This is a genomic window from Candidatus Photobacterium acropomis, from assembly GCF_030685555.1.
Taxonomy (GTDB): Bacteria; Pseudomonadota; Gammaproteobacteria; order Enterobacterales; family Vibrionaceae; genus Photobacterium; species Photobacterium lucens.
On record NZ_CP131609.1, the window covers coordinates 2903553 to 2925421 of the forward strand.

Consider the following 21869-nt stretch of genomic DNA (forward strand, 5'->3'; position numbering starts at 1 on the left):
CGTCATCTGCCTTATTGCGCTAAATCATCAAGCTTCATTTGCAATGCAGGTGATGAACCGTCTTGCTGAGCTTCTACATAAGCTTCACGTGCGCCTGTGATATCGCCTTTTTGTAGCAAAATATCACCACGTAGTTCAGCAACTTTTGATTTCCAGCTTGGTACTGTTACTTTCTTAAGTTCAGCCAATGCTTCATCAAATTTTTGCTGTTCTGCATAAATACGAGCTAAACGTGTTGTTGCTAAAGGTAGAATCGCTTCGTCTTTAGTATTGTTAAGCACCCATTGAAGTTGCTCAACAGCGCCATTCAGATCTTTATTCTCAACCTGAACTTTTGCTAGCTGTAATGCTGTAAGCACTGCGTATTGACTGCCTTTGTTGGCATCAATAAATGTTTTCGCTTCAGCGACTGCGTCTTTGCTGTTTTCATCAAGCGCAGAAACAACTTGTGTGTAGCTATCCGATGCAACGTGTTTTGCAGCATGTACTTCAGACTGGTAGTAACGCCAGCCCCAAAGACCACCTAAACCAATCACGGCACCTAGAACAACGGCTTTGCCGTTCTCTTGCCACCACGATTTAATCGCTTCAACCTGTTGTTCTTCTGTGGCGTAGTCGTTCACTTCCTGTCCTCTCTTAAATCAGTGCTGCCAGTTTTGCAGCAACCTCATCCTGTGCCATGGTCGTCTGCTCACCGCCGTGTAAGTCTTTTACTACTACGGTGTTCTCAGCAATTTCATTTTCTCCAAGAACTAATGCAACAGCTGCGCCAACGTTGTCTGCGCGCTTAAATTGCTTCTTGAAGTTACCGCCACCAAAGTGCGTCATTACACGTAAACCTGATACTTCAGTACGTAGCTTCTCAGCCAGTGTCATACCTGCAGCCAGTGTACCTTCACCCGCTGTTACCACGTAAACGTCTACTGAACGACGAACTTCATCTTGTTCTAGTGCTTCCATTAGTAATACTAGGCGCTCAAGACCCATTGCAAAACCAACAGAAGGTGTCGCTTTACCACCTAGTTGTTCAACTAGACCATCATAACGACCGCCACCACAAACAGTACCTTGTGCGCCAAGGCTCTCTGTGATCCACTCAAATACAGTACGGTTATAGTAGTCTAAACCACGTACAAGACGTTCATTTACTTGGTATTTGATGCCAGCAGCGTCTAATAGTTCACATAAACCGTCAAAGTGTTCTTTAGATTCTGGATCTAAGTACTCAGAAAGCTTAGGCGCATCAACTAGGATGTCTTGAATAGCAGCATTCTTAGTATCTAGTACACGTAATGGATTGGTGTACATGCGACGTTTTGCATCTTCATCAAGCACATCTAAGTGTTGCTCAAGGAAAGCAATAAGTGCTTTACGGTATTCTGCACGCGCTTCTAATGAGCCGATTGAGTTCAACTCTAGACGAACGTGTTCATGAATACCTAACTCACGCCATAGACGTGCAGTCATCATGATAAGTTCAGCGTCGATATCTGGACCGTTAAGACCAAATACTTCCACACCTACTTGGTGGAACTGACGGTAACGACCTTTCTGTGGGCGCTCATGACGGAACATTGGACCAATGTACCAAAGACGCTGTTCTTGGTTGTATAGCAAACCATTTTGAATACCAGCACGCACACAACCTGCTGTACCTTCTGGGCGCAGTGTTAGGCTATCGCCATTGCGATCTTCAAAAGTGTACATTTCTTTTTCAACAACGTCGGTCACTTCACCGATCGCACGTTTAAACAAATGTGTTGATTCAACAATCGGCATACGAATTTCGTTATAACCGTATGCACTGATCACTTGTTTAACAGTACCTTCGACTTTTTGCCAAAGTGGAGATTGTGTTGGAAGGCAGTCGTTCATGCCTCGAATTGCTTGAATTTGTTTCGCCACGTTTATTCTCGTTAACCGCTGGGAATTGGAATCGAATATATAATGTCTTTATGAAATAGTGAACCATGCTCAATCATTATGAGCATGGTTTTTTGATTATATATCTTGTTGTTTTACATCAATGCGGTTGTTTTGATCTAACATTGATGCCTTTGCTCGAATTTTACTCTCAAGCTGATCAATCACATTGTCGTTATCAAAGCGCTCTTTTTGACGGATACCGTCTTCATAGAAAGCACTCTTACGGTTACCGCCAGCAATACCTAAATGAGAAACTTCAGCTTCACCTGGGCCGTTTACTACACAGCCAATCACTGAAACATCCATTGGTACCACAATATCTTCTAGACGTTGCTCTAGCTCATTAACAGTACCGATCACATCAAACTCTTGGCGTGAACATGTAGGACAAGCAATAAAGTTGATACCACGAGAACGGATGCGCAGTGATTTTAAGATATCAAAACCCACTTTGATTTCTTCAACCGGATCAGCTGCAAGAGAAATACGTAATGTATCACCGATACCTTCAGCGAGAAGCATACCTAGACCAACTGCAGATTTAACAGAACCTGCACGCGCACCACCCGCTTCGGTGATACCAAGGTGAAGAGGCTGAACAATTTGCTTTGCTAATAAACGGTAAGATTCAACAGCAAGGAAAACATCAGAGGCTTTTACGCTAACTTTGAATTGATCAAAGTTCAGACGATCTAAGATTTCTACGTGACGCATTGCTGATTCAACTAAAGCTTGTGGTGTAGGTTCACCGTACTTTTGTTGAATGTCTTTTTCTAAAGAGCCGCCGTTAACGCCGATACGAATAGGAATGTTCTTGTCACGCGCACATTCAACCACAGAGCGAATACGATCTTCACGACCGATATTACCTGGGTTAATACGCAGACAATCTACGCCATATTCTGCAACTTTAAGTGCAATGCGGTAATCAAAATGAATATCAGCAACAAGCGGTACATTGACTTGTTGTTTGATCACTTTGAATGCTTCCGCTGCATCCATTGTCGGTACAGAAACACGGACAATATCAGCACCAACTTTTTCTAATGCCTTGATCTGTGCAACAGTCGCTTCGACATCTGTTGTACGCGTGTTGGTCATCGACTGAACGGCGATAGGTGCACCATCGCCAATAGGCACATTACCTACGTAAATTCGGCTCGATTGACGGCGTATAATTGGTGATTTGTTATGCATTGCTCTTTCTCTAAATTACTGCGGCAACTTAAGCGTTACTGGCTTAGATGCTGGGTAACGACTTAAATCAAAAGGTTGACCTTTGATGTTAATTTTAACGGCACTTGGTGCGCCAAGTCGAACGCGAAATGGTGCTTTACCTTCTAAATCTAAAACTTGGCCGGCTTTCTTAATACCAGAGTCTAATCGCTTACCCGTCGCGTCACGTACATCAATCCAACAATCAGCAGAAAAAGCTAACTGAAGTTGAGGAGCATCAGCGGTTTGCTCTGTTGTTTCAGCAGGGGTTGCATCTGTTGTTGCCGTCGTTGCTTCAGCGGTTGTCGCTGAAGCATTAGCACTGTCAGCAGGTGTTACTGTTGAAGGTTCAGAAGTCGGTGCTGCCGTTTGTGCCGTGTTTGATGTTGTTGATTCAGTGCTTGTAGGCGTTGTTGCCGTTGCTTCTGCTGGCTGCGCCGTAGTATCCGTTGTCGCGGAATGATCAACATTGGTATCCACCGTCGCAGGTTTCGTTACGCTGATGGTTGCATCATCATTTGTTAAGGTTGTCACAATCGCTGAATCTTCACCCTGCTCTTGTTTTTCATGAGCAACAGTTTGATCTGCGGTTATGTTTAAAGCATTGGTATTTTGATCAAGATGGATGTTCTGCCACCACCAAACAGCGGTCACACCTACAAAAACAGCCGCAAGGATCCAAGTAAGTCCCATAATACGGCTGTCGTGTGCTTCACGTTTAGTTCGGCGAGAGAAACTCTGCATTTCTTGTGCTTTTGGCTTGGCGTGACCGCATTTATCCAACAGAGCAAGAACAGCATTTTCTTCTAAACCCACATATTTTGCGTATGAACGCACATAGCCACGCGTAAACGTGGCTAGTTGGGCTTGATCAAAACGGTTGTTTTCAATGTCATCAATAACAGAAAGACGTAACCTTAGACGGTTAGCAATATCCTTTTGTGAATAGCCAAGTTGCTCTCGAGCTTGACGCAATACGTCACCAGGAAGCTGATTCCCTTCTGTTATTTTTTGTTCTTCGTTATTTTCAGTATTCATTGGCCAAATAATTCTGATATTGCAGAGAATCTGGGTATTTCTCTTTCAGCAAAATAGCGTATTTGTTTGCCTGAGTTAAACGTCCAGCTTGTTTTTCCAACTGAATGAGTAACCACAAACTGTCTGCTGTGTACCCATATCTCTTATTAAATTTGAATAACTGTACGCGAGCATCTTTGAAATTGTTGGTCTCAATCTCAACTTGCGCCAGTTGCAACATAGATCTCGGACGATTCGGGTCATGGGCAAGCGCATTTTCAAAATAACCCGTTGCGGCTTCTAAATTGCCCTGCTTACGACTACATAAGCCTGCGTTTTCATAACTTGCCGAAATCAAATAATAATAAGGTTGTTCAATCGCTCTCACAAAAGCAGCAATGGCTTCATCGTAGCGCCCTTCACTACACAAGAATACACCATAGTTGTTTAAGACATCGCCATTTTTAGGTGAATATCTTAACGCTTGTTTGTACATCTTTTCTGCAGCGTCTTTATCACCAACTTTCTGATAATAATAAGCCATTGCGTTTTGTGCACGGTAGTAGGTTGGATCATACTTTAACGCTAGTTCCAAATTTTCTCGTGCACGTTCCCACTGACCCTCTTTTAAATAATTCAGGCCGAGGTTTAATCTCGCTTCTGAGGCAGCTTTAGCATCAAATTCTCTACCATTATCTGCCACTTCTACTGTGGCACAGCCTGTAAATAACAGGCATGACAATAGTGGGTATACGCTCCATCGCATCATTTTTGCTCACCTCAACATCCATGTGAAATTACGCAGTTATTTATAGAAGTCTGTTTTTAGACCGCTTTTACTGCTATTTGTTCACCCGCATTCAATTTAGCTTGGGTGCGCTTGGTACGGTCGATGACATCACCAACTAGCTGACCACAAGCAGCATCAATATCATCACCACGCGTTTTACGAACAGTGACTGTAAAATCGTATTCCATCAGTGTTTTCATAAAACGGTCAATACGAGAATTGCTTGGCTTCTTATATGGTGAACCTGGGTACGGGTTAAACGGAATTAAGTTAATTTTCGCTGGTGTATCTTTTAATACCTTCGCTAATTGACGCGCATGTTCCATGTCGTCATTAACATGATCCAACAATACATATTCTACCGTTACTCGACCACGGTTCGCATTCGTTGAATTCACATAACGGCGAACTGCATCCAAAAATGTTTCAATATCCCAGCGGTTATTGATTGGCATGATTTGCGAACGTAGTTCATCTGTTGGTGCATGCAATGAAATAGCAAGTGCCACGTCAATGTTACCGATCATTTGCTCAAGACCAGATACCACACCTGATGTTGATACGGTTACACGACGCTTTGATAAACCAAAACCTAGATCATCAAGCATAATTTCTAATGCTGGGATCAGGTTTTTCATATTTAATAATGGCTCGCCCATACCCATCATTACAACGTTAGTAATTGGACGACGACCCGTTTCTTTTTGTACGCCGATTTCTTTCGCCGCACGCCATACCTGACCAATGATTTCAGATACACGTAAATTACGGTTAAAGCCTTGCTGTGCCGTTGAGCAGAATTTACATTCCAATGCACAACCTACTTGTGATGAAACACATAGCGTTGCACGATCTTCATCAGGAATGTAAACCGTTTCAACGTCTTGATCACCAACACGCATTGCCCATTTGATAGTACCGTCAGCTGAGTGTTGTGCTTCAGAAACATAAGGCGCACGGATTTCAGCAACACGCTTTAATTTCTCGCGCAGCTTTTTGTTGATGTTGGTCATTTGATCGAAGTCGTCACAACCGAAATGATAAATCCATTTCATGATCTGATCTGCACGGAATGGCTTCTCATTAAGTTCTTCGGCAAAGTATTTACGCAGACCTTTGCGATCGAAATCCAGCAGATTGATTTTGACAGTTGTCATCGGTTGGTGCCTCACTAAAAATGACTATTGCTGCGCCTAAATAATCAGGTATTAAATGCAGACCTGATTATCTCGGGTTTAAGGCGCGAAATTGTACAGCCTTTACGTCATGGTTTCCACATGTTCACTCTATGGTTATTCTAGTGTTGCCAATTTAAAAACGCCACAGACAACAACGGGAAGCATAAGCTTCCCGTTAAAAACATGATTAATCTATTCTTTCGATAAAACCTAAACCATCGGTTTAACATCACTCGTCATAGATTTTTAACCATTAATTAGCCTCGTGGACAAATTTCATCTTCAGCAAAGAAGTAGGCAATTTCACGCGCTGCAGATTCTGGACTATCAGAACCATGTACTGAGTTATGACGCATGCTTAATGCAAAATCACTACGAATAGTGCCACACGCAGCTTCTTCTGGGTTCGTTTTACCCATTAACTCACGATAACGCACGATCGCATTTTCGCCTTCTAGCACTTGTACCATGACAGGACCTGAGGTCATAAATGCCACTAATTCATCAAAGAATGGTTTACCCTCATGCTCAGCGTAAAAACCTTGTGCTTTAGCACTGTCTAAATGCACCATTTTGGCAGCAACAATGTTCAATCCTGCATTTTCAAAACGCTGGTAGATCGCACCGATTAAGTTACGTTTTACCGCATCTGGTTTTACGATTGAGAAAGTTCTTTCGATTGTCATTATTATCGTTTCCTTTTGAGTCTTATTGCTTCCAACAAACAAAAAATGTCAGTTACAGCAACAAACCAGCAATATTAGCAAGACCTAACCCTGTTGCGCCAGCAGCCCAGCGCGGATCAGCACCATCACGGAAACTTGCAGCCAAATCGAAATGGATCCAACGGCTATTTTCTGTATCCACAAAACGCGATAAGAATGCCGCAGCATTTGATGCGCCTCCCATACCACCGCCTTTTTGTACTCGGCTATTGGCAGTATCTGCATAAGGCGATGGGCAATATTCCTGATGCCATTTTTCCAATGGTAACGGCCATGCCGGCTCATTCACCAATTCAGATAATTGCTGTGCTTGTTGTAATAATGGCTTATCTAACCCAAAGATAGCATTATAGTCACTTCCCACGGCTACCATCGCAGCCCCAGTTAATGTTGCGGCATCAATGATAAGTGGTGCGCCTGTCTCTGAGGCTGCAATTAAACCATCTGCCAACACTAAACGCCCTTCGGCATCTGTATTTACGATTTCCACCGTAACACCATTTTTATAACTTAGCACATCACCAAGCTTATAAGCGTTACCTGATACAAGGTTTTCGGCACAACATAAGATCAGCTTCACACGTTGGGACAAACCTTGCTCAATAGCATAGCCAAGAGCTGCCGTTACAGTCGCAGCACCACCCATATCACACTTCATTGTTACCATGCCAGCACTTGGCTTTATACTGTAACCACCTGAATCGAAAGTGATCCCTTTACCAACTAAACACGCAGATACCGGCGCTTCAGGATCCCCTGTTGGGTTGTAATCAACTGTTAGCATTACCGGTGGTCGAGTACTACCACGACCTACGCTATGAATACCAATCCAGCCATCAGCGAGTAGCTCTTCGCCAACGATTTCTTCGGCATGAATTTTATCGCCAGCAATGTTTTTGAGAAAACTCACTGCTTCTTGCGCTAGTTTTTGAGGATACATATCTTCAGGAGTGGCATTCACCATAGAGCGTAACCAATCAGAACACTGACGGCGGGCATTTAATAGCTCTAACTCATCTTCATCAATCGATGCCCACTGAATATCAACACGTGCCATGGTTGCAGCAAAACCACAATAGAACGCCCATTGACGTTCATAGTTCCAACCGTCACCAACCAGGCGAACTGCCAGTGCACCTTGCGACTGAATTTGACGACCCGCTTGTTGAATACGACGTAGAGGAAAATCACTACGATAGTGCACTGTTGCACTGTCTGACTCGTAACTTAGTAGTGAATTTAATCCCCAAGGGCCATTAGCTTCTTCATTTGATAAATGCACATTGAGCATGATGCGATTTCCTTTCTTATTCTGATAATGCAAAAAGCCTTCTTGTTATAAGAAGGCTTTTAATATTAAGGCGTGACTTATTTAGTTAGGATATTTGCAAGCGTTCTTACACCCATACCTGTTGCACCCGCTGACCACTGATCATTAGCACTCTTACGGAAAGTGCCACTAGCATCAATGTGCATCCAGCCCTTCTTATAGTCATCAACAAAGTATGACAAGAACGCTGCTGCAGTACTTGCGCCAGGCATAAACTCACCACTAGAGATATTAGCCAGATCGGCAAAATTGGATGGCAACATATTACGATGAAGATCAGCAAGTGGTAACGGCCACATACCTTCATTTTCTTCAGCGGCGGCCGTTAATGCTTGATGTGATAACTCAGCATCAAAACTCAATAGTGCGTGATAATCATTACCTAATGCCATTTTTGCCGCACCGGTTAAGGTTGCGCAATCAATCACAAGCTCTGGATTCTGACTATTGGCGTAAATCAAACCATCAGCCAATACTAAACGACCTTCAGCATCGGTATTTAAAATTTCAACTGTTGTGCCGTTTTTATACTTAATGATATCGCCAAGTTTTAGTGCACGGCCTGAAATCATGTTTTCAGCACAACACAGCACTAATTTAATACGCTTATTTAAGCCACGTGCCATCGCTAATGCTAAACCGCCAGTTGCTAGTGCTGCACCACCCATGTCAGCTTTCATTGCTGTCATGCCACCAGATGGTTTGATGCTGTAACCACCTGAATCAAATGTAATGCCTTTACCCACTAAACACGCAAAGACTGGCGCATCAGCATCACCTGTTGGGTTATAGTCAAGACGAAGCATTGCTGGACGGTGGTCTGAGCCTCGGCCTACAGCATGAATACCATTCCAGCCTTCATCTAATAAATCATTACCTTTAATGATCTTGTAGGTCACATGTTCTGGCGCAAGGGATTTAATAAACTCACCCGCACGTGCCGCTAACTGTGATGGGCGTACTACGTCTGCAGGTTGGTTAATGATTTCGCGTACCCACTCAGTCGCTTTTAAACGTGCAGCAAGCTCAGCTTCATCACTGTCACTTAGCGCAGGCCATGTAACAGTATTACCCGGTTTAGAGTTACGGTGACCTTGGATAAATGCCCACACGTTTTCTAAATCCCAACCTTCTCCAGAAAGCGTAACCTGCTTAATGCCTTGAGTATCTAACTTACGCGCTGCACGCTGAAGATTACCCAAAGTATCATTTTCTGTTAGATGCACAACCGCACCTTCAGGGCCAAAACTGACTAACGCATTATTACCCCATTGGGCATCCGCTGCCTGTTGAGAAAGAGAAACAGCCATGATCGTCGACATTTAAAACTCCTTGAATGTAGCAACAATGAGCATGCTAAAGAAATAAACTCGTTGTCGTTTTGAATATGTATACCCAAGTAACTTCAAAATGCAGTGTTCAGCGAGACGACCTTAGTTCTCAGGCGCGGCAACGATTCGTAGATATAGTGGTTCTATATTGAGAATCGTTAACAAAGTCTGAGAGCTAAGGACGCTCGCCCTTTGGGAGCGTGTCACTGAGCCGACTTCTTGCGTCAGACAACTTGGAAAGAGCTCGCTATTCCGCTTCGTTGCCTTCCTTGAATTCAACTCAGTGACTTCGCTCTGAATCAGGCATATTGAAGTCACTTGGGTATAGATAGTTATGGGGATAAAGCGAGATAATTGCAATGCGATAAAGGGAATAATTAGCAATTCTCACTGGTGGAGAAAACAAAAAAGCACCTAATTAAATTGTTTACAATCAATTAGATGCTTTTCTTTTAAATAGCCTTACTATTCAGCTTCTTCAATCCAACACATTTGTACGGCTTCTAACACCCTTTCACTGCAATGGCTTGGTTCATCATCAAACTCATCTAACGCGAGGATCCATTCTCGTAACTCAGTAAAACGGATTTGTGTGGGATCGATATCGGGATATTTTTCAAATAGTTCAATGGCGATATCGAGTGAATCTGTCCATTTCAAGCTCATAACTCTTCCTTCTTCATGTCTTGATAAGTCACTTAATAATAACGCTGAGATGAAAAAAAAGGCTACCTTCAGGCAACCTTTTTTACAACTTAGTGATTTTCAGACGCAAGGTTTAGCGTGTAGCGTGGAATTTCCACCACTAAATCTTCATCTGCAACACGTGCTTGGCAGCCAAGACGCGATTCAGGCTCGAGACCCCATGCTTTATCTAGCATGTCATCTTCTAACTCATCACTTTCTTCTAATGAATCAAAGCCTTCACGGATCACAACGTGACAAGTAGTACATGCACAAGATTTTTCACACGCATGTTCAATACCAATGCCGTTACGCAACGCTACATCAAGGACAGTTTCACCCGCTTCAGCTTCTAATACTGCACCTTCTGGGCATAGATCTTCGTGGGGAAGTACAACAATCTTAGGCATGCTTAAACCTCATCAATAGACTGACCAGCCAATGCACGACGAATAGATTGATCCATTCGACGTGAGGCAAATTCTTGGCTCGCTTTGTCTGTTTTCTTAATTCCAGCTTCAATTGCTCGGGTATCTGTACCCTGACGTAATTGAACCAGTTCCATCATTACTGCTTCTAATTCTGCACGCTCTTCTGCGCTTAATAAAGTCTCACCGTCAGCAGCAAGCGCTGTGATCAAACCTTCAAGTACACGATCGGCTTCTACTTGCTGTTCGGCCAATGCACGTGCGTCTTTATCATCTTGCGCATAGGTCATTGAGTCACGCAGCATGGTTGCGATTTCATCTTCAGATAAACCGTAAGAAGGCTTAACTTGAATTGAAGATTGTACGCCGCTACTCTTCTCCATTGCCGTTACAGACAATAAACCATCAGCATCCACTTGGTATGTCACACGGATATGTGCAGCGCCTGCTGCCATTGCCGGAATACCACGTAGGGTAAAACGTGCTAGTGAGCGACAGTCATCTACCATCTCACGCTCACCTTGAACAACGTGAACAGACATCGCCGTTTGACCATCTTTAAACGTGGTAAATTCTTGTGCGCGGGCAACAGGGATAGTGGTGTTACGAGGGATGATTTTCTCAATCATGCCGCCCATGGTTTCAATACCCAGCGACAACGGGATCACATCAAGCAGTAACATGTCTGAATCAGGCTTGTTACCCACTAGAATGTCCGCTTGAATCGCAGCACCAATTGCAACCACTTTATCAGGGTCAATCGACGTTAATGGTGTTTTACCAAAGTAATCACCCACCATTTCACGCACTAGCGGTACACGTGTTGAACCACCAACCATCACGGTTTCAATCACTTCATCTGCCGTGATATCAGCATCTTTTAATGCGCGGCGACACGCCATCAGTGTCTTTTTCACTAATGGTTGAATTAATGTGTTGAATTGCTCTCGGCTGATCTCACCTTGCCAGCCCAATACATCCAGTGCTACAACATCAGCATCTGTTAGCGCCACTTTAGCCGCTTGTGCTGCATCTTGTAATGCACGACGCTGTTGTGCTGTTAGTGCTTCGGTGTAGTTCGCTTGCTCTAGGATCCAATTTGCCAATAAGTGGTCAAAGTCATCACCACCTAATGCTGAATCACCACCTGTCGCTAATACTTCAAATACGCCTTTTGATAAACGTAGAATTGAAATATCAAACGTACCGCCGCCTAAATCGTAAACCGCAATAACGCCTTCTTGACCAGAATCTAAACCGTAAGCAATCGCTGCCGCTGTTGGCTCATTCAATAAGCGAAGTACATTTAGGTTAGCTAATTTCGCTGCGTCTTTAGTACCCGCACGTTGGGCATCATCAAAATAAGCAGGAACAGTGATCACCACACCTTCAAGCTCGCCACCTAACACATCAACAGCACGTTGGCTGAGTGATTTAAGAATTTCAGCAGAGACTTGAACAGGGTTAGCTTTACCGCTACGGGTTACTAACTGTGGTAAGCCATTTTCTGACGCTTCAAACTGGTATGGCAGTTGTGGGTAACGTTGCTCAATATCAGCAAGAGAACGTCCCATAAGACGCTTAACTGATAAAATAGTATTGGCAGGATCTTGTTGAGCAAACGCGCGAGCGGCATCACCAGTTAAAACTGCTTCGTCAGCAAAATGCACAACAGAAGGTAAAATTGCACGGCCTTCTGCATCATTTAATGTTTCTGCAACGCCACTACGAACCGCAGCAACCAATGAATTCGTTGTACCTAGATCAATACCCACCGCTAACTTATGTTGATGCGGTGCAGCACTTTGACCTGGTTCAGCAATCTGTAATAGTGCCATTGTCATTCCTATCTAAATAGCGAATATGGATGATTAATCGAATAGCGACTCTTCAAGGCGCTCAACTTCATCACGCAATTTCACAATAAACTTTAATTTACGTACCGCATCAGCAGCTTCTTCCCACTTTTCGTTATTTAATAATACGGTAAGTTGGGCTAATTGCTCTTTATACATCGCTGATGCTTGTTGCTCAAAATCAAACAATGCACTTTCGGGATCTGATGAATCAGGAATCGCTTCTAATGCTTCTCGCAGTTCCATTTGTTGCATCAAGAACGCCATATCTTGCAATGTTTTTTGCTCACCACGAATATCTTCATCTCGCTCGGCCAGCATATATTCAGCACGGGATACCGGATTTTTTAACGTTTGAAAAGCATCGTTAATTTGCGCTGCTTTTTGAACGGCAAGTAAGCGGTCACGCTCTGATGCTGTCGCATAATTATCGGGATGAAAATGACGTTGTAGTTCACGGAACTGAGTGGCAAGTTGGCTACCGTCTAGTTCAAACTGAAAAGGTAGTCCAAATAATTCGAAATGATTCATATTGCGACCATCTATAAAAATTAAACCTGACAACCAACTCGCCTATGACGATCAGCTATCAGGTTTAACTGAAACACTAAAAACGTTTATACGTTGAAGCTTTCGCCACAACCACATTCGCTTGATACGTTAGGGTTGTTAAACTTAAAGCCTTCATTCAGACCTTCTTTGGCGAAATCTAATTCAGTACCTTCAAGGTAAACTAAACTTTTTGCATCAACGATAATTTTCACGCCTTTCTCTTCGAAGACTTGATCACCTTCATCAAGTTCGTCCACGAACTCAAGGATGTAAGCCATTCCAGAACATCCTGAAGTGCGAACTCCAAGGCGTAGTCCAAGACCTTTGCCACGACTGGCTAAAAAAGTCGATACGCGACTTGCTGCCGCTTCAGTGATTGTAATGGCCATACTTCAACCCTCAGAAAGTTATTCTTGCTCGTGTTTCTTTTTGTAATCGCTAACTGCCGCTTTAATTGCATCTTCTGCAAGAATTGAACAGTGAACTTTAACCGGTGGTAACTCAAGCTCTTCAGCAATCGCTGAGTTCTTGATTGATGCTGCTTCGTCTAGCGTTTTACCTTTAACCCACTCTGTGATTAAAGAGCTAGATGCGATTGCAGAACCACAACCGTAAGTTTTAAATTTCGCATCTTCGATGATGCCTTCTTCAGTTACTTTGATCTGAAGTTTCATTACGTCGCCACATGCTGGTGCACCCACCATGCCGCTACCGATATTTTTGTCGTCTTTATCAAATGAACCCACGTTACGCGGATTTTCATAATGATCGATGACTTTTTCACTATATGCCATGATAAATTTCCTCGAAATCAGTCTAACCGCAGATTAGTGGTGTGCCCACTCAACTGTGTCTAAATCAATACCTTCTTTATACATATCCCAAAGTGGTGACATTTCACGTAGTTTATCTACTGCACCTTTGATTTGAGCTACTGCATAATCCACTTCTTCTTCTGTGGTGAAACGACCAAATGAGAAGCGAATAGAACTGTGTGCTAGTTCGTCATTTAGACCAAGTGCACGTAGTACGTAAGAAGGTTCTAGACTTGCAGAAGTACATGCTGAACCAGATGATACTGCAAGATCTTTTAATGCCATCAGTAGCGATTCGCCTTCAACGAAAGCAAAGCTAATGTTTAGGTTATTTGGAACACGTTGTTCAAGATCACCGTTGATAGACATTGCTTCAATACCTTCAAGGCCTTTTAGCAAGCGATCACGTAATTGAACAGCGTGTTTGTAATCTTGTTCCATTTCTTCTTTAGCAATACGGAATGCTTCACCCATACCCACGATTTGGTGAGTTGGTAGTGTACCAGAGCGGAAACCACGCTCATGACCACCGCCATGCATTTGTGCTTCAAGACGAATACGAGGCTTACGACGTACGTATAGTGCGCCAATACCTTTTGGACCGTAAATTTTGTGTGCAGAGAAAGAGATCAAGTCCACTTTCATTTCTTGAACATCAATCGGTAGTTTACCAGCTGATTGTGCCGCATCTACGTGGAAAACAGTTTTGTTTTCACGACAAAGCTCACCAATTGCTGCGATATCTTGTACTACACCAATTTCATTGTTCACGTGCATGATTGAAACAAGAACTGTGTCTTCACGCATAGCATCACGTAGTTTAGCAAGATCAATAAGACCGTTTGATTCTGGCTCAAGGTAAGTTACCTCGAAACCTTCACGCTCTAGCTGACGACATGGGTCAAGAACCGCTTTATGTTCTGTTTTACAGGTAATAACGTGCTTACCTTTTTTGCTATAAAAGTGAGATGCACCTTTAATTGCAAGGTTATCTGATTCCGTAGCACCAGAGGTAAATACGATCTCACGTGGATCTGCATTTACTAAATCAGCAATATGTTCACGAGCAGCATCAACTGCTTCTTCTGCCTGCCAACCATAACGGTGAGAGCGTGAAGCTGGGTTACCGAAGTTACCTTCCATAGTTAAGCACTGCATCATCTTCTCGGCAACGCGAGGATCAACAGGGCAAGTAGCGGAATAATCAAAATATATTGGCAGTTTCATTTTCTTCTCCGAAAACACGAACGTCTGGTCTCTAGGAGCGGACATCGACACCTATTGTTGTGGCGCTGTCGTGTAATTTTTTATGTCCAAAAGATGCTTTAGCATTCCCCTGTAGGATCTCGTCCTGACGATCAGAAATACTTTGTACATCATTATCTTTCATCAACTCACCAAGAGTGATGTTATTTAAAAAGCCGCTAATACGATCGCTTAAGTCATGCCACAACGTGTGGGTTAAACAACGAGCACCGCCTTGGCAGTCCCCTTTCCCATGACATTTGGTTGCATCCACTGACTCATCAACAGCTGCGATCACCATACCAACAGCAATATCTGATGCTTCTTCGCCTAAACGGTAACCACCGCCAGGTCCACGCACACTCGTTACTAAACCTGCTTTGCGAAGACGCGAAAATAATTGTTCTAAGTAAGACAGCGATATCCCTTGACGCTCTGAAATATCCGCCAACGGAACCGGTCCATTATGCGAGTGCAATGCTACATCTAACATTGCTGTTACCGCGTATCTTCCCTTTGAAGTCAACTTCATAACATTGCTACCTGCTTGAATAGTTTAAGCAAGCTTCTCATAACCAACTAAAATGGTCAAGTATTTACCTGACCGTTTTAGTTGGTTATTCACCCTTACGAGGAAAATGGTTATTTATTGTTCTTTTCTAGGGTTTCAATGGTCTTTTCTACTGACGATAAAATACCTCGTAAGATATTCAGCTCTTGCTGCTCGGGACGAGCACGAGTAAATAAACGACGTAATTTTGCCATCACCATACCTGGGTGATTTTTATTTATGAAGCGGGTTTGACGAGTGACGTGTTCTAAGTGAACGTAAAATCGTTCAAGCTCTTCTGCGCGAGGATATTCTTCAACTTGCGTTTTACCCGTATGTTTTTGGCTTTCCAAATATGCCATACGGACTTCATAACTTACCGTCTGTACTGCCATTGCCAGATTCAATGAACTATATTCTGGATTTGCTGGAATATAGACATGGCAATGACACTTTTGTAATTCTTCATTCGTTAAGCCGGTACGCTCGCGACCAAATAAGATCGCAACATTGTGGTGCTCTGATTCAGCAACCACTTTAATACCGTTTTCACGAGGATCTAATTGCGGCCATTCTAGAGTACGAGAACGCGCACTAGAGCCCACAACTAAACCACAATCTGATACTGCTTCATCAAGTGTTTTTACAATCTTTGCATTTTCAACCACATCAGCGGCTCCAGCAGCTAATGCAATTGTATGGCTATCAATCTCACAAGCCGGATCAACTAATACTAGATTTGTCAAACCCATCACCTTCATGGCACGAGCCGCTGAACCAATATTGCCTGGATGTGATGTACCCACTAATACAACGCGAATTTTATCTAACATGATGAAACAAGATTCCACAATTAACTAAAGCTGGGGGATTTTAGCACAGCCATAACAAAAATGGAGAAAACATGTGTTTTTGATATCAGTAATTATCTATTACTACTATTCAATAATCAGATTGTGCTAATCAAGGTTATTTATCTATGTTTAGTACGCATTAACCAGTACAAACGCGCAATAGATTTGTATCAATGACGAAAAAATAACCACTTCCTTTTTTTTTTAGCTCTGTTATACTCGCCGCCGCTTTTTAGTTCTTTAACATCCGTTGGGAAGATCCTATGCATCCGATGCTTAATATTGCCATTCGCGCTGTGCGAAAGGCTGGTGACCATGTCATTAAATCTCTAGAAAAACCTCAATCTATTGAAGTTGCTAATAAAGGTAATGATGTTGTTACCAATATCGATCATGAAGCAGAAGCTATCATCATCGATACTATCCTTAAGTCTTACCCTGATCACTGCATCGTTGCAGCTGAATCTGGTAACAAAGAAGGACGTGACAAAGAGTGTCAATGGATTATCGACCCAGTGGATGGCACCAAGAACTTCGTTCGCGGTTACCCACACTTTGCAATTTCTATCGCGCTACGCATGCGTGGTCGTACTGAAGTTGCTGCTGTTTACGATCCTGCTCGTAACGAACTATTCACTGCAACACGCGGTGCTGGCGCTCAGCTAAACAGCCAGCGTATTCGTGCTTCTCAACCTCGCGATCTAACAGGTACTGTTCTAGCAACAGGTCTACCTTTCGCTGCTAAGCAACACGCAGAAAGCTACCTAAAAATCCAAAATGCACTATTTATCGAGTGTGATGACATGCGTCAATCAGGCTCAACAGCATTGGATCTATGTTACCTAGCTGCTGGTCGTGTTGACGGCGTATTTAAACTAGGTCAAAAGCCTTGGGAAATTGCTGCGGGTGAACTAATCGCGCGTGAAGCTGGTGCTATCTGTGCTGACTTTACTGGTAACACTAACTACCTAACAACTGGCAACATCGTTGCTGGTAACGCTCGTGTAGTTAAGCCAATGCTTGCTAAAATCCGTGAATTCGGTAGCGATGCACTAACTAAATAATCATTTAGTTATCCAGTAAGAATAAAAGCCCTGCTGATATTTATCAGCAGGGCTTTTTTATTGTGCATCTATATAATAAGGCGTCTCATTACCATATAATTACCTTATAGTATATTTAATACCTGTAAAGAATTATGAATACCTTATCTTTAAGTAAACTTTCCACTGAAGTTTACCCTACGGAATTATCAGATAAATATAGCCCGCTATGGAGTTATCGCCTCAAGTTTCTCACTCGTGGCTTATTTTATAAATCTTCACTGCAAAAGCTCGTCAATGGTATAGATCCGACGCTACTAGCAACCTTATGTAAAAGACACAACCGTTTCATTGAAAAACCTTTTCGTCCTTACATAACAAATACTGCAGCACCGAGCCAGCGTGTAGCGTTTATTACTCAACACTATCAGTTCATTTCTAATGAATTACCATCAACAACAAAAGAGCATATTTTTGCCAACAGCAAGGGGCTAAAGTTAGTTTCATTCATTGTTGACGATCAAGAGTACTCACTTAACCTAACCTTTGATGGTCGCTACCAAAAGGAAGGCGAACTTTGCTTAGTCTTGTTTGATGCGCAAGGTAATAACTTTTATACCGTAACGTTTATCGTGAATAATCAAGACGGTAAACGGAGTATCATTATAGGTGGGTTACAGGGGCCTGCTAGCAACGAAGAAAATAACCTTAAAATAAAAAGACTCACTAAAACATTACATGGTCAACGACCAAAAGATTTGATGATAAAAATGATGACGTTTATTGCCAACTGCTGGCATGTCGATCATTTCTTAGCGATCAAAAACGAGTCCCATACCTATTGCGCCAAACGTTATAAATCTAAAAAATACGGTAGTTCAAGGATCAAAACAGACTACAACCGTCATTGGGAAGCATTAGGTGGTAAAGAATACGATACACATTTTTATCAATTACCGATGGAAGATGTACGTCGTGATCCGGAAGATATTTCACGCCCTAAGCGTGCAATGTATCGTCGACGTTATGAATGGCTTGATCAAGTCAAAGCTGAGATTCAACAAATCATCGCTTTAAAACAATAAAAAAAGGATCGCTTATGCGATCCTTTTTATTAAGAATTTACGCTTACCAATTATGGCATTGCATCAAATTCCTCACCTTCTTTTTCAACCGGTGTTGGCATCAAGTGCTCACGAGTAATACCCAGTTTAAGCGCAAGTGCTGATGCGACGTAAATTGAAGAGTAAGTACCGATAGTAATACCGATCAATAATGCTAATGCAAAACCGTGGATCATACTGCCGCCTAATACGAACAAAGCAATCACTACAAATAAAGTGGTACCCGATGTGATCAAAGTACGACTTAATGTTTGTGAAATTGAATTATTCATGATTTCAGCAGGGCTTTCTTTACGCATCTTACGGAAGTTTTCACGGATACGGTCAAAGACAACGATAGTATCGTTCAATGAGTAACCGACAACGGTAAGTAACGCCGCCACGATCGTTAGATCAACTTCTACTTGTAATAGAGAGAAGATACCAACAGTAATGATGATATCGTGCGCCAATGACATTACCGCACCTGCAGCTAAACGCCATTCAAAACGCAATGACACGTAAAGTAAGATACATAGCAATGCAATCAGAATTGCCATACCACCCGCTTCAGCTAGTTCATCGCCCACATTCGGACCAACGAACTCAATACGGCGCATTTCAACAGATTGCGCAGTACCTTGTTTTAAAGCATCGATGATTTGGTTACCTAACACTTCACCTTTAACATCATCACGCGGTTGTAAACGCACCATGACATCACGCGCTGTACCAAAGTTCTGTACAACGGCATCACCAAATCCCGCTTTCTCTAATGATTCACGTATCAAGGGTAAATTAGCAGGCTCTTTGAAACTCACTTCAATTAGCGTACCGCCAGTAAAGTCTAAGCCCCAATTAAGCCCTTTTGTTGCTATCGTACCAATGGATCCTGCGATCATTAATAGCGAGAACACAAAAGCGACTTTTGACCAACGCATAAAGTCGACGACTTTGTCCGCATTCAATATTTGTCTCATGTCTGCGTCCTCTTAAATCGACAACTTATCTACGCGTTTACCGCCGTAGATCAAGTTAACTACGGCACGAGTACCAACAATCGCTGTGAACATCGAAGTCAAAATACCAATCGATAATGTCACGGCAAAACCTTTGATCGCACCTGTACCTACAGCAAATAAAATAATTGCTGTAATCAAGGTAGTGATATTCGCATCAGCAATGGTGCTAAATGCATTGCCATAACCTTGCTGAATAGCTTGTTGTGGACTGCGACCTTCACGTAATTCTTCACGAATACGTTCAAAGATCAGCACGTTCGCATCAACAGCCATACCAACGGTTAATACAATGCCGGCGATACCCGGTAAGGTCATGGTAGCCCCTGGGATCATCGACATAACACCAATAATCAATACCAAGTTCATCATTAGTGCAAGGTTTGCGATCAAACCAAAGCCACGGTAGTAAAGCAGAGTAAATAGCATTACCGCCACCATACCCCAGATACACGCTTGTACACCCATATCAATGTTTTGCTGACCCATTGATGGACCAATAGTACGTTCTTCAACAATTGAGATTGGCGCAATCAGGGCACCTGCACGAAGCAATAGCGACAAGTTATGCGCTTCTGCTTGTGAGTCGATACCTGTGATACGGAAGTTACGACCAAGTGCCGATTGAATCGTTGCTTGGTTGATAACCTCTTCGTGTTTCTCAAGGATCACTTTACCGTCAGGACCACGTTTACCGCTGTCTTTGTACTCAGTAAATACCGTTGCCATCAGTTTACCGACATTGTTCTTAGAGAACGCTGTCATCTTGCTACCACCTTCGGTATCTAGCGAGATGTTCACCTGAGGGCGACCATATTCATCAGCACTTGAGCTTGCATCGGTAATGTGAGAACCCGCTAGGATCACACGTTTTTTCAGTACCGCAGGACGACCATCACGTGTCATCTTCACTTCACTACCAGCAGGTACACGACCTGCAGCAGCGGCAGCGAGATCTGCACTGCTGTCTACTTCACGGAACTCAAGAGTTGCTGTCGCACCTAAAATTTCTTTTGCACGTGCCGTGTCTTGAACACCCGGTAGCTCAACCACAATACGGTTTGCGCCTTGACGCTGTACCAGTGGTTCTGCCACACCTAGTTCATTTACACGGTTACGTAAAATGGTGATGTTTTGGTCAACAGCATAATTACGGATTTCCTGTAAGCGCTCTTCAGTAAATTTAGCCGTTAATACAAAACGACCATTTGTTTCACTGGTAGTGAACACCATATCAGGATGCAATTTTTCTAACGCTAGTTCAGCTTGTTCTAATTGCGCTTCATCACGCAGGCGAACTTGAACGCTGTCTTTCGTTTTACTGATTGCACGGTAGCGAATTTTTTCCTCACGCAGCTCTGTACGGAACGTTTCTTCTTGCTGACCAAGAAGTTTTTCCATTGCTGCGTCCATATCAACTTCCATTAAGAAGTGAACACCACCACGTAAATCCAGACCTAATTTCATTGGTGTCGCACCAATAGATTCAAGCCATGAAGGAGTGGAAGCGGCAAGGTTTAGTGCTACAACGTAGTCTTTACCTAATTCACTATTAAGGATATCGCGGGCACTGATTTGAGTATCAGTATCATTGAAGCGGACAAGTACAGAGCCATTTTCAAAAACAGCTGACTTGTAAGGGATATTGTTCTTTTTTAAATCTTCGGTAACGGTATCCAGAGCACTCATATCAACCGAGGCGCCGCGCGCCCCGGTGATTTGAATCGCTGGATCTTCACCGTACACGTTAGGAAGTGCGTAAAGCAAACCAATGATAAGTGCGAACAACACCATCAGGTTCTTCCATAGGGGGTATCGGTTAAGCACTGCTATGATCCTTCAAAGCGAATGTTTTATTTTTGCAGAATTAAAGAGACTGCATAGTGCCTTTTGGCAGAACTGCTGTAACGAAATCTTTCTTGATTGTTACTTCAGTATTGTTATTTAGCGCAATAACAATGTAATCACTGTCAGCAGAAACTTTAGTGATACGGCCAAGTAGACCACCGTTAGTCATTACTTCATCGCCTTTGCCCATTGAGCTCATCAGCGCTTTGTGCTCTTTCACACGCTTAGCTTGTGGACGGTAAATCATGAAGTAAAAAATAACAGCGAATAGACCAAGCATGATGAATAGCTGCATGCTACCGCCTTGAGGGGCACCTTCTGCTGCTGCGTGTGCTTGTGAGATAAATAAACTCATTAATA

Annotated in this window: 23 protein-coding genes; 2 read left to right on the forward strand and 21 right to left on the reverse strand. The window is 42.9% G+C overall.

Annotated features, from left to right (window positions below; genetic code table 11):
* Positions 1–11: 11 nt before the first annotated feature.
* The 18 genes from Q7657_RS20055 to trmJ form a co-directional block, all read right to left on the reverse strand.
* Entirely contained in the window at positions 12–623 is a 612-nt protein-coding gene (locus Q7657_RS20055) for a YfgM family protein (RefSeq protein ID WP_008987738.1), read from the reverse strand.
* Between the two features lie 13 nt (positions 624–636).
* Positions 637–1905: a histidine--tRNA ligase gene (hisS, locus tag Q7657_RS20060; protein WP_107165531.1), complete on the reverse strand. Its 1269-nt coding sequence runs from the start codon at positions 1903–1905 to the stop codon at positions 637–639.
* Positions 1906–2001: 96 nt separating this feature from the next.
* Complete coding sequence (gene ispG / locus Q7657_RS20065; RefSeq protein WP_107165532.1) at positions 2002–3123, reverse strand: flavodoxin-dependent (E)-4-hydroxy-3-methylbut-2-enyl-diphosphate synthase; 1122 nt, start codon at positions 3121–3123, stop codon at positions 2002–2004.
* A gap of 15 nt (positions 3124–3138) precedes the next feature.
* Positions 3139–4179, reverse strand: coding sequence for a cytoskeleton protein RodZ (gene rodZ, locus Q7657_RS20070; protein WP_107165533.1), 1041 nt, complete (start codon positions 4177–4179; stop codon positions 3139–3141).
* The gene (pilW, locus tag Q7657_RS20075) at positions 4169–4927 is read right to left on the reverse strand and encodes a type IV pilus biogenesis/stability protein PilW (protein WP_107165534.1); all 759 of its coding nucleotides are present in this window, start codon (positions 4925–4927) and stop codon (positions 4169–4171) included. The genes rodZ and pilW overlap by 11 nt, the downstream gene beginning before the upstream one ends.
* A gap of 56 nt (positions 4928–4983) precedes the next feature.
* Positions 4984–6105 (reverse strand): dual-specificity RNA methyltransferase RlmN, encoded by a 1122-nt coding sequence (rlmN, locus tag Q7657_RS20080; RefSeq protein ID WP_008987743.1) that lies wholly within the window; start codon positions 6103–6105, stop codon positions 4984–4986.
* A 278-nt stretch (positions 6106–6383) separates the two neighbouring features.
* Complete coding sequence (gene ndk, locus Q7657_RS20085; protein ID WP_053987134.1) at positions 6384–6812, reverse strand: nucleoside-diphosphate kinase; 429 nt, start codon at positions 6810–6812, stop codon at positions 6384–6386.
* Between the two features lie 52 nt (positions 6813–6864).
* Complete coding sequence (gene pepB, locus Q7657_RS20090; RefSeq protein WP_107165535.1) at positions 6865–8142, reverse strand: aminopeptidase PepB; 1278 nt, start codon at positions 8140–8142, stop codon at positions 6865–6867.
* 77 nt (positions 8143–8219) lie between these two features.
* Positions 8220–9503 carry an aminopeptidase PepB gene (gene pepB, locus Q7657_RS20095; RefSeq protein ID WP_107165536.1) on the reverse strand — a complete coding sequence of 428 codons (1284 nt, stop codon included), beginning with the start codon at positions 9501–9503 and terminating at the stop codon, positions 8220–8222.
* Positions 9504–9977: 474 nt separating this feature from the next.
* On the reverse strand, positions 9978–10178 hold the full coding sequence (gene iscX / locus Q7657_RS20100) for a Fe-S cluster assembly protein IscX (RefSeq protein ID WP_008987747.1): 201 nt from the start codon (positions 10176–10178) through the stop codon (positions 9978–9980).
* A gap of 89 nt (positions 10179–10267) precedes the next feature.
* Positions 10268–10606 carry an ISC system 2Fe-2S type ferredoxin gene (gene fdx / locus Q7657_RS20105; protein ID WP_008987748.1) on the reverse strand — a complete coding sequence of 113 codons (339 nt, stop codon included), beginning with the start codon at positions 10604–10606 and terminating at the stop codon, positions 10268–10270.
* Between the two features lie 2 nt (positions 10607–10608).
* Positions 10609–12462, reverse strand: a complete 1854-nt coding sequence (hscA, locus tag Q7657_RS20110) for a Fe-S protein assembly chaperone HscA (RefSeq protein WP_107165538.1) — start codon at positions 12460–12462, stop codon at positions 10609–10611.
* A gap of 33 nt (positions 12463–12495) precedes the next feature.
* The gene (hscB, locus tag Q7657_RS20115) at positions 12496–13011 is read right to left on the reverse strand and encodes a co-chaperone HscB (RefSeq protein WP_008987750.1); all 516 of its coding nucleotides are present in this window, start codon (positions 13009–13011) and stop codon (positions 12496–12498) included.
* An 86-nt stretch (positions 13012–13097) separates the two neighbouring features.
* Complete coding sequence (gene iscA, locus Q7657_RS20120) at positions 13098–13421, reverse strand: iron-sulfur cluster assembly protein IscA (RefSeq protein WP_008987751.1); 324 nt, start codon at positions 13419–13421, stop codon at positions 13098–13100.
* A gap of 18 nt (positions 13422–13439) precedes the next feature.
* A complete protein-coding gene (iscU, locus tag Q7657_RS20125) occupies positions 13440–13826 on the reverse strand; it encodes a Fe-S cluster assembly scaffold IscU (protein ID WP_008987752.1) in 387 nt (128 codons plus the stop codon).
* A 33-nt stretch (positions 13827–13859) separates the two neighbouring features.
* Positions 13860–15074, reverse strand: coding sequence for an IscS subfamily cysteine desulfurase (locus Q7657_RS20130; protein WP_023931414.1), 1215 nt, complete (start codon positions 15072–15074; stop codon positions 13860–13862).
* A gap of 31 nt (positions 15075–15105) precedes the next feature.
* On the reverse strand, positions 15106–15624 hold the full coding sequence (gene iscR / locus Q7657_RS20135; protein ID WP_042117050.1) for a Fe-S cluster assembly transcriptional regulator IscR: 519 nt from the start codon (positions 15622–15624) through the stop codon (positions 15106–15108).
* A 110-nt stretch (positions 15625–15734) separates the two neighbouring features.
* Positions 15735–16475 carry a tRNA (cytosine(32)/uridine(32)-2'-O)-methyltransferase TrmJ gene (trmJ, locus tag Q7657_RS20140; RefSeq protein ID WP_045068127.1) on the reverse strand — a complete coding sequence of 247 codons (741 nt, stop codon included), beginning with the start codon at positions 16473–16475 and terminating at the stop codon, positions 15735–15737.
* A gap of 284 nt (positions 16476–16759) precedes the next feature.
* Between trmJ and suhB the strand changes: the two genes are divergently transcribed.
* Positions 16760–17560, forward strand: coding sequence for an inositol-1-monophosphatase (suhB, locus tag Q7657_RS20145; RefSeq protein WP_008987756.1), 801 nt, complete (start codon positions 16760–16762; stop codon positions 17558–17560).
* A 134-nt stretch (positions 17561–17694) separates the two neighbouring features.
* Positions 17695–18624, forward strand: coding sequence for a VirK/YbjX family protein (locus tag Q7657_RS20150; protein WP_107165539.1), 930 nt, complete (start codon positions 17695–17697; stop codon positions 18622–18624).
* Between the two features lie 50 nt (positions 18625–18674).
* On the opposite strand, the gene secF is transcribed toward Q7657_RS20150, so the two are convergent.
* The 3 genes from secF to yajC are packed head-to-tail and all read right to left on the reverse strand — an operon-like array spanning position 18675 to position 21864.
* Positions 18675–19622, reverse strand: coding sequence for a protein translocase subunit SecF (gene secF / locus Q7657_RS20155; protein WP_053987145.1), 948 nt, complete (start codon positions 19620–19622; stop codon positions 18675–18677).
* A gap of 12 nt (positions 19623–19634) precedes the next feature.
* The gene (gene secD, locus Q7657_RS20160) at positions 19635–21488 is read right to left on the reverse strand and encodes a protein translocase subunit SecD (protein ID WP_107165540.1); all 1854 of its coding nucleotides are present in this window, start codon (positions 21486–21488) and stop codon (positions 19635–19637) included.
* Positions 21489–21528: 40 nt separating this feature from the next.
* Complete coding sequence (yajC, locus tag Q7657_RS20165) at positions 21529–21864, reverse strand: preprotein translocase subunit YajC (protein WP_008987760.1); 336 nt, start codon at positions 21862–21864, stop codon at positions 21529–21531.
* Positions 21865–21869: the final 5 nt, after the last annotated feature.

Bases quoted from the DNA above. Each gene is read 5' to 3' on its own strand.
- ispG (WP_107165532.1), bottom strand. From the start codon at position 3,123: ATGCATAACAAATCACCAATTATACGCCGTCAATCGAGCCGAATTTAC.
- rodZ (WP_107165533.1), bottom strand. From the start codon at position 4,179: ATGAATACTGAAAATAACGAAGAACAAAAAATAACAGAAGGGAATCAG.
- pilW (WP_107165534.1), bottom strand. From the start codon at position 4,927: ATGATGCGATGGAGCGTATACCCACTATTGTCATGCCTGTTATTTACA.
- rlmN (WP_008987743.1), bottom strand. From the start codon at position 6,105: ATGACAACTGTCAAAATCAATCTGCTGGATTTCGATCGCAAAGGTCTG.
- ndk (WP_053987134.1), bottom strand. From the start codon at position 6,812: ATGACAATCGAAAGAACTTTCTCAATCGTAAAACCAGATGCGGTAAAA.
- pepB (WP_107165535.1), bottom strand. From the start codon at position 8,142: ATGCTCAATGTGCATTTATCAAATGAAGAAGCTAATGGCCCTTGGGGA.
- pepB (WP_107165536.1), bottom strand. From the start codon at position 9,503: ATGTCGACGATCATGGCTGTTTCTCTTTCTCAACAGGCAGCGGATGCC.
- iscX (WP_008987747.1), bottom strand. From the start codon at position 10,178: ATGAGCTTGAAATGGACAGATTCACTCGATATCGCCATTGAACTATTT.
- fdx (WP_008987748.1), bottom strand. From the start codon at position 10,606: ATGCCTAAGATTGTTGTACTTCCCCACGAAGATCTATGCCCAGAAGGT.
- hscA (WP_107165538.1), bottom strand. From the start codon at position 12,462: ATGGCACTATTACAGATTGCTGAACCAGGTCAAAGTGCTGCACCGCAT.
- hscB (WP_008987750.1), bottom strand. From the start codon at position 13,011: ATGAATCATTTCGAATTATTTGGACTACCTTTTCAGTTTGAACTAGAC.
- iscA (WP_008987751.1), bottom strand. From the start codon at position 13,421: ATGGCCATTACAATCACTGAAGCGGCAGCAAGTCGCGTATCGACTTTT.
- iscU (WP_008987752.1), bottom strand. From the start codon at position 13,826: ATGGCATATAGTGAAAAAGTCATCGATCATTATGAAAATCCGCGTAAC.
- Q7657_RS20130 (WP_023931414.1), bottom strand. From the start codon at position 15,074: ATGAAACTGCCAATATATTTTGATTATTCCGCTACTTGCCCTGTTGAT.
- iscR (WP_042117050.1), bottom strand. From the start codon at position 15,624: ATGAAGTTGACTTCAAAGGGAAGATACGCGGTAACAGCAATGTTAGAT.
- trmJ (WP_045068127.1), bottom strand. From the start codon at position 16,475: ATGTTAGATAAAATTCGCGTTGTATTAGTGGGTACATCACATCCAGGC.
- suhB (WP_008987756.1), top strand. From the start codon at position 16,760: ATGCATCCGATGCTTAATATTGCCATTCGCGCTGTGCGAAAGGCTGGT.
- Q7657_RS20150 (WP_107165539.1), top strand. From the start codon at position 17,695: ATGAATACCTTATCTTTAAGTAAACTTTCCACTGAAGTTTACCCTACG.
- secF (WP_053987145.1), bottom strand. From the start codon at position 19,622: ATGAGACAAATATTGAATGCGGACAAAGTCGTCGACTTTATGCGTTGG.
- yajC (WP_008987760.1), bottom strand. From the start codon at position 21,864: ATGAGTTTATTTATCTCACAAGCACACGCAGCAGCAGAAGGTGCCCCT.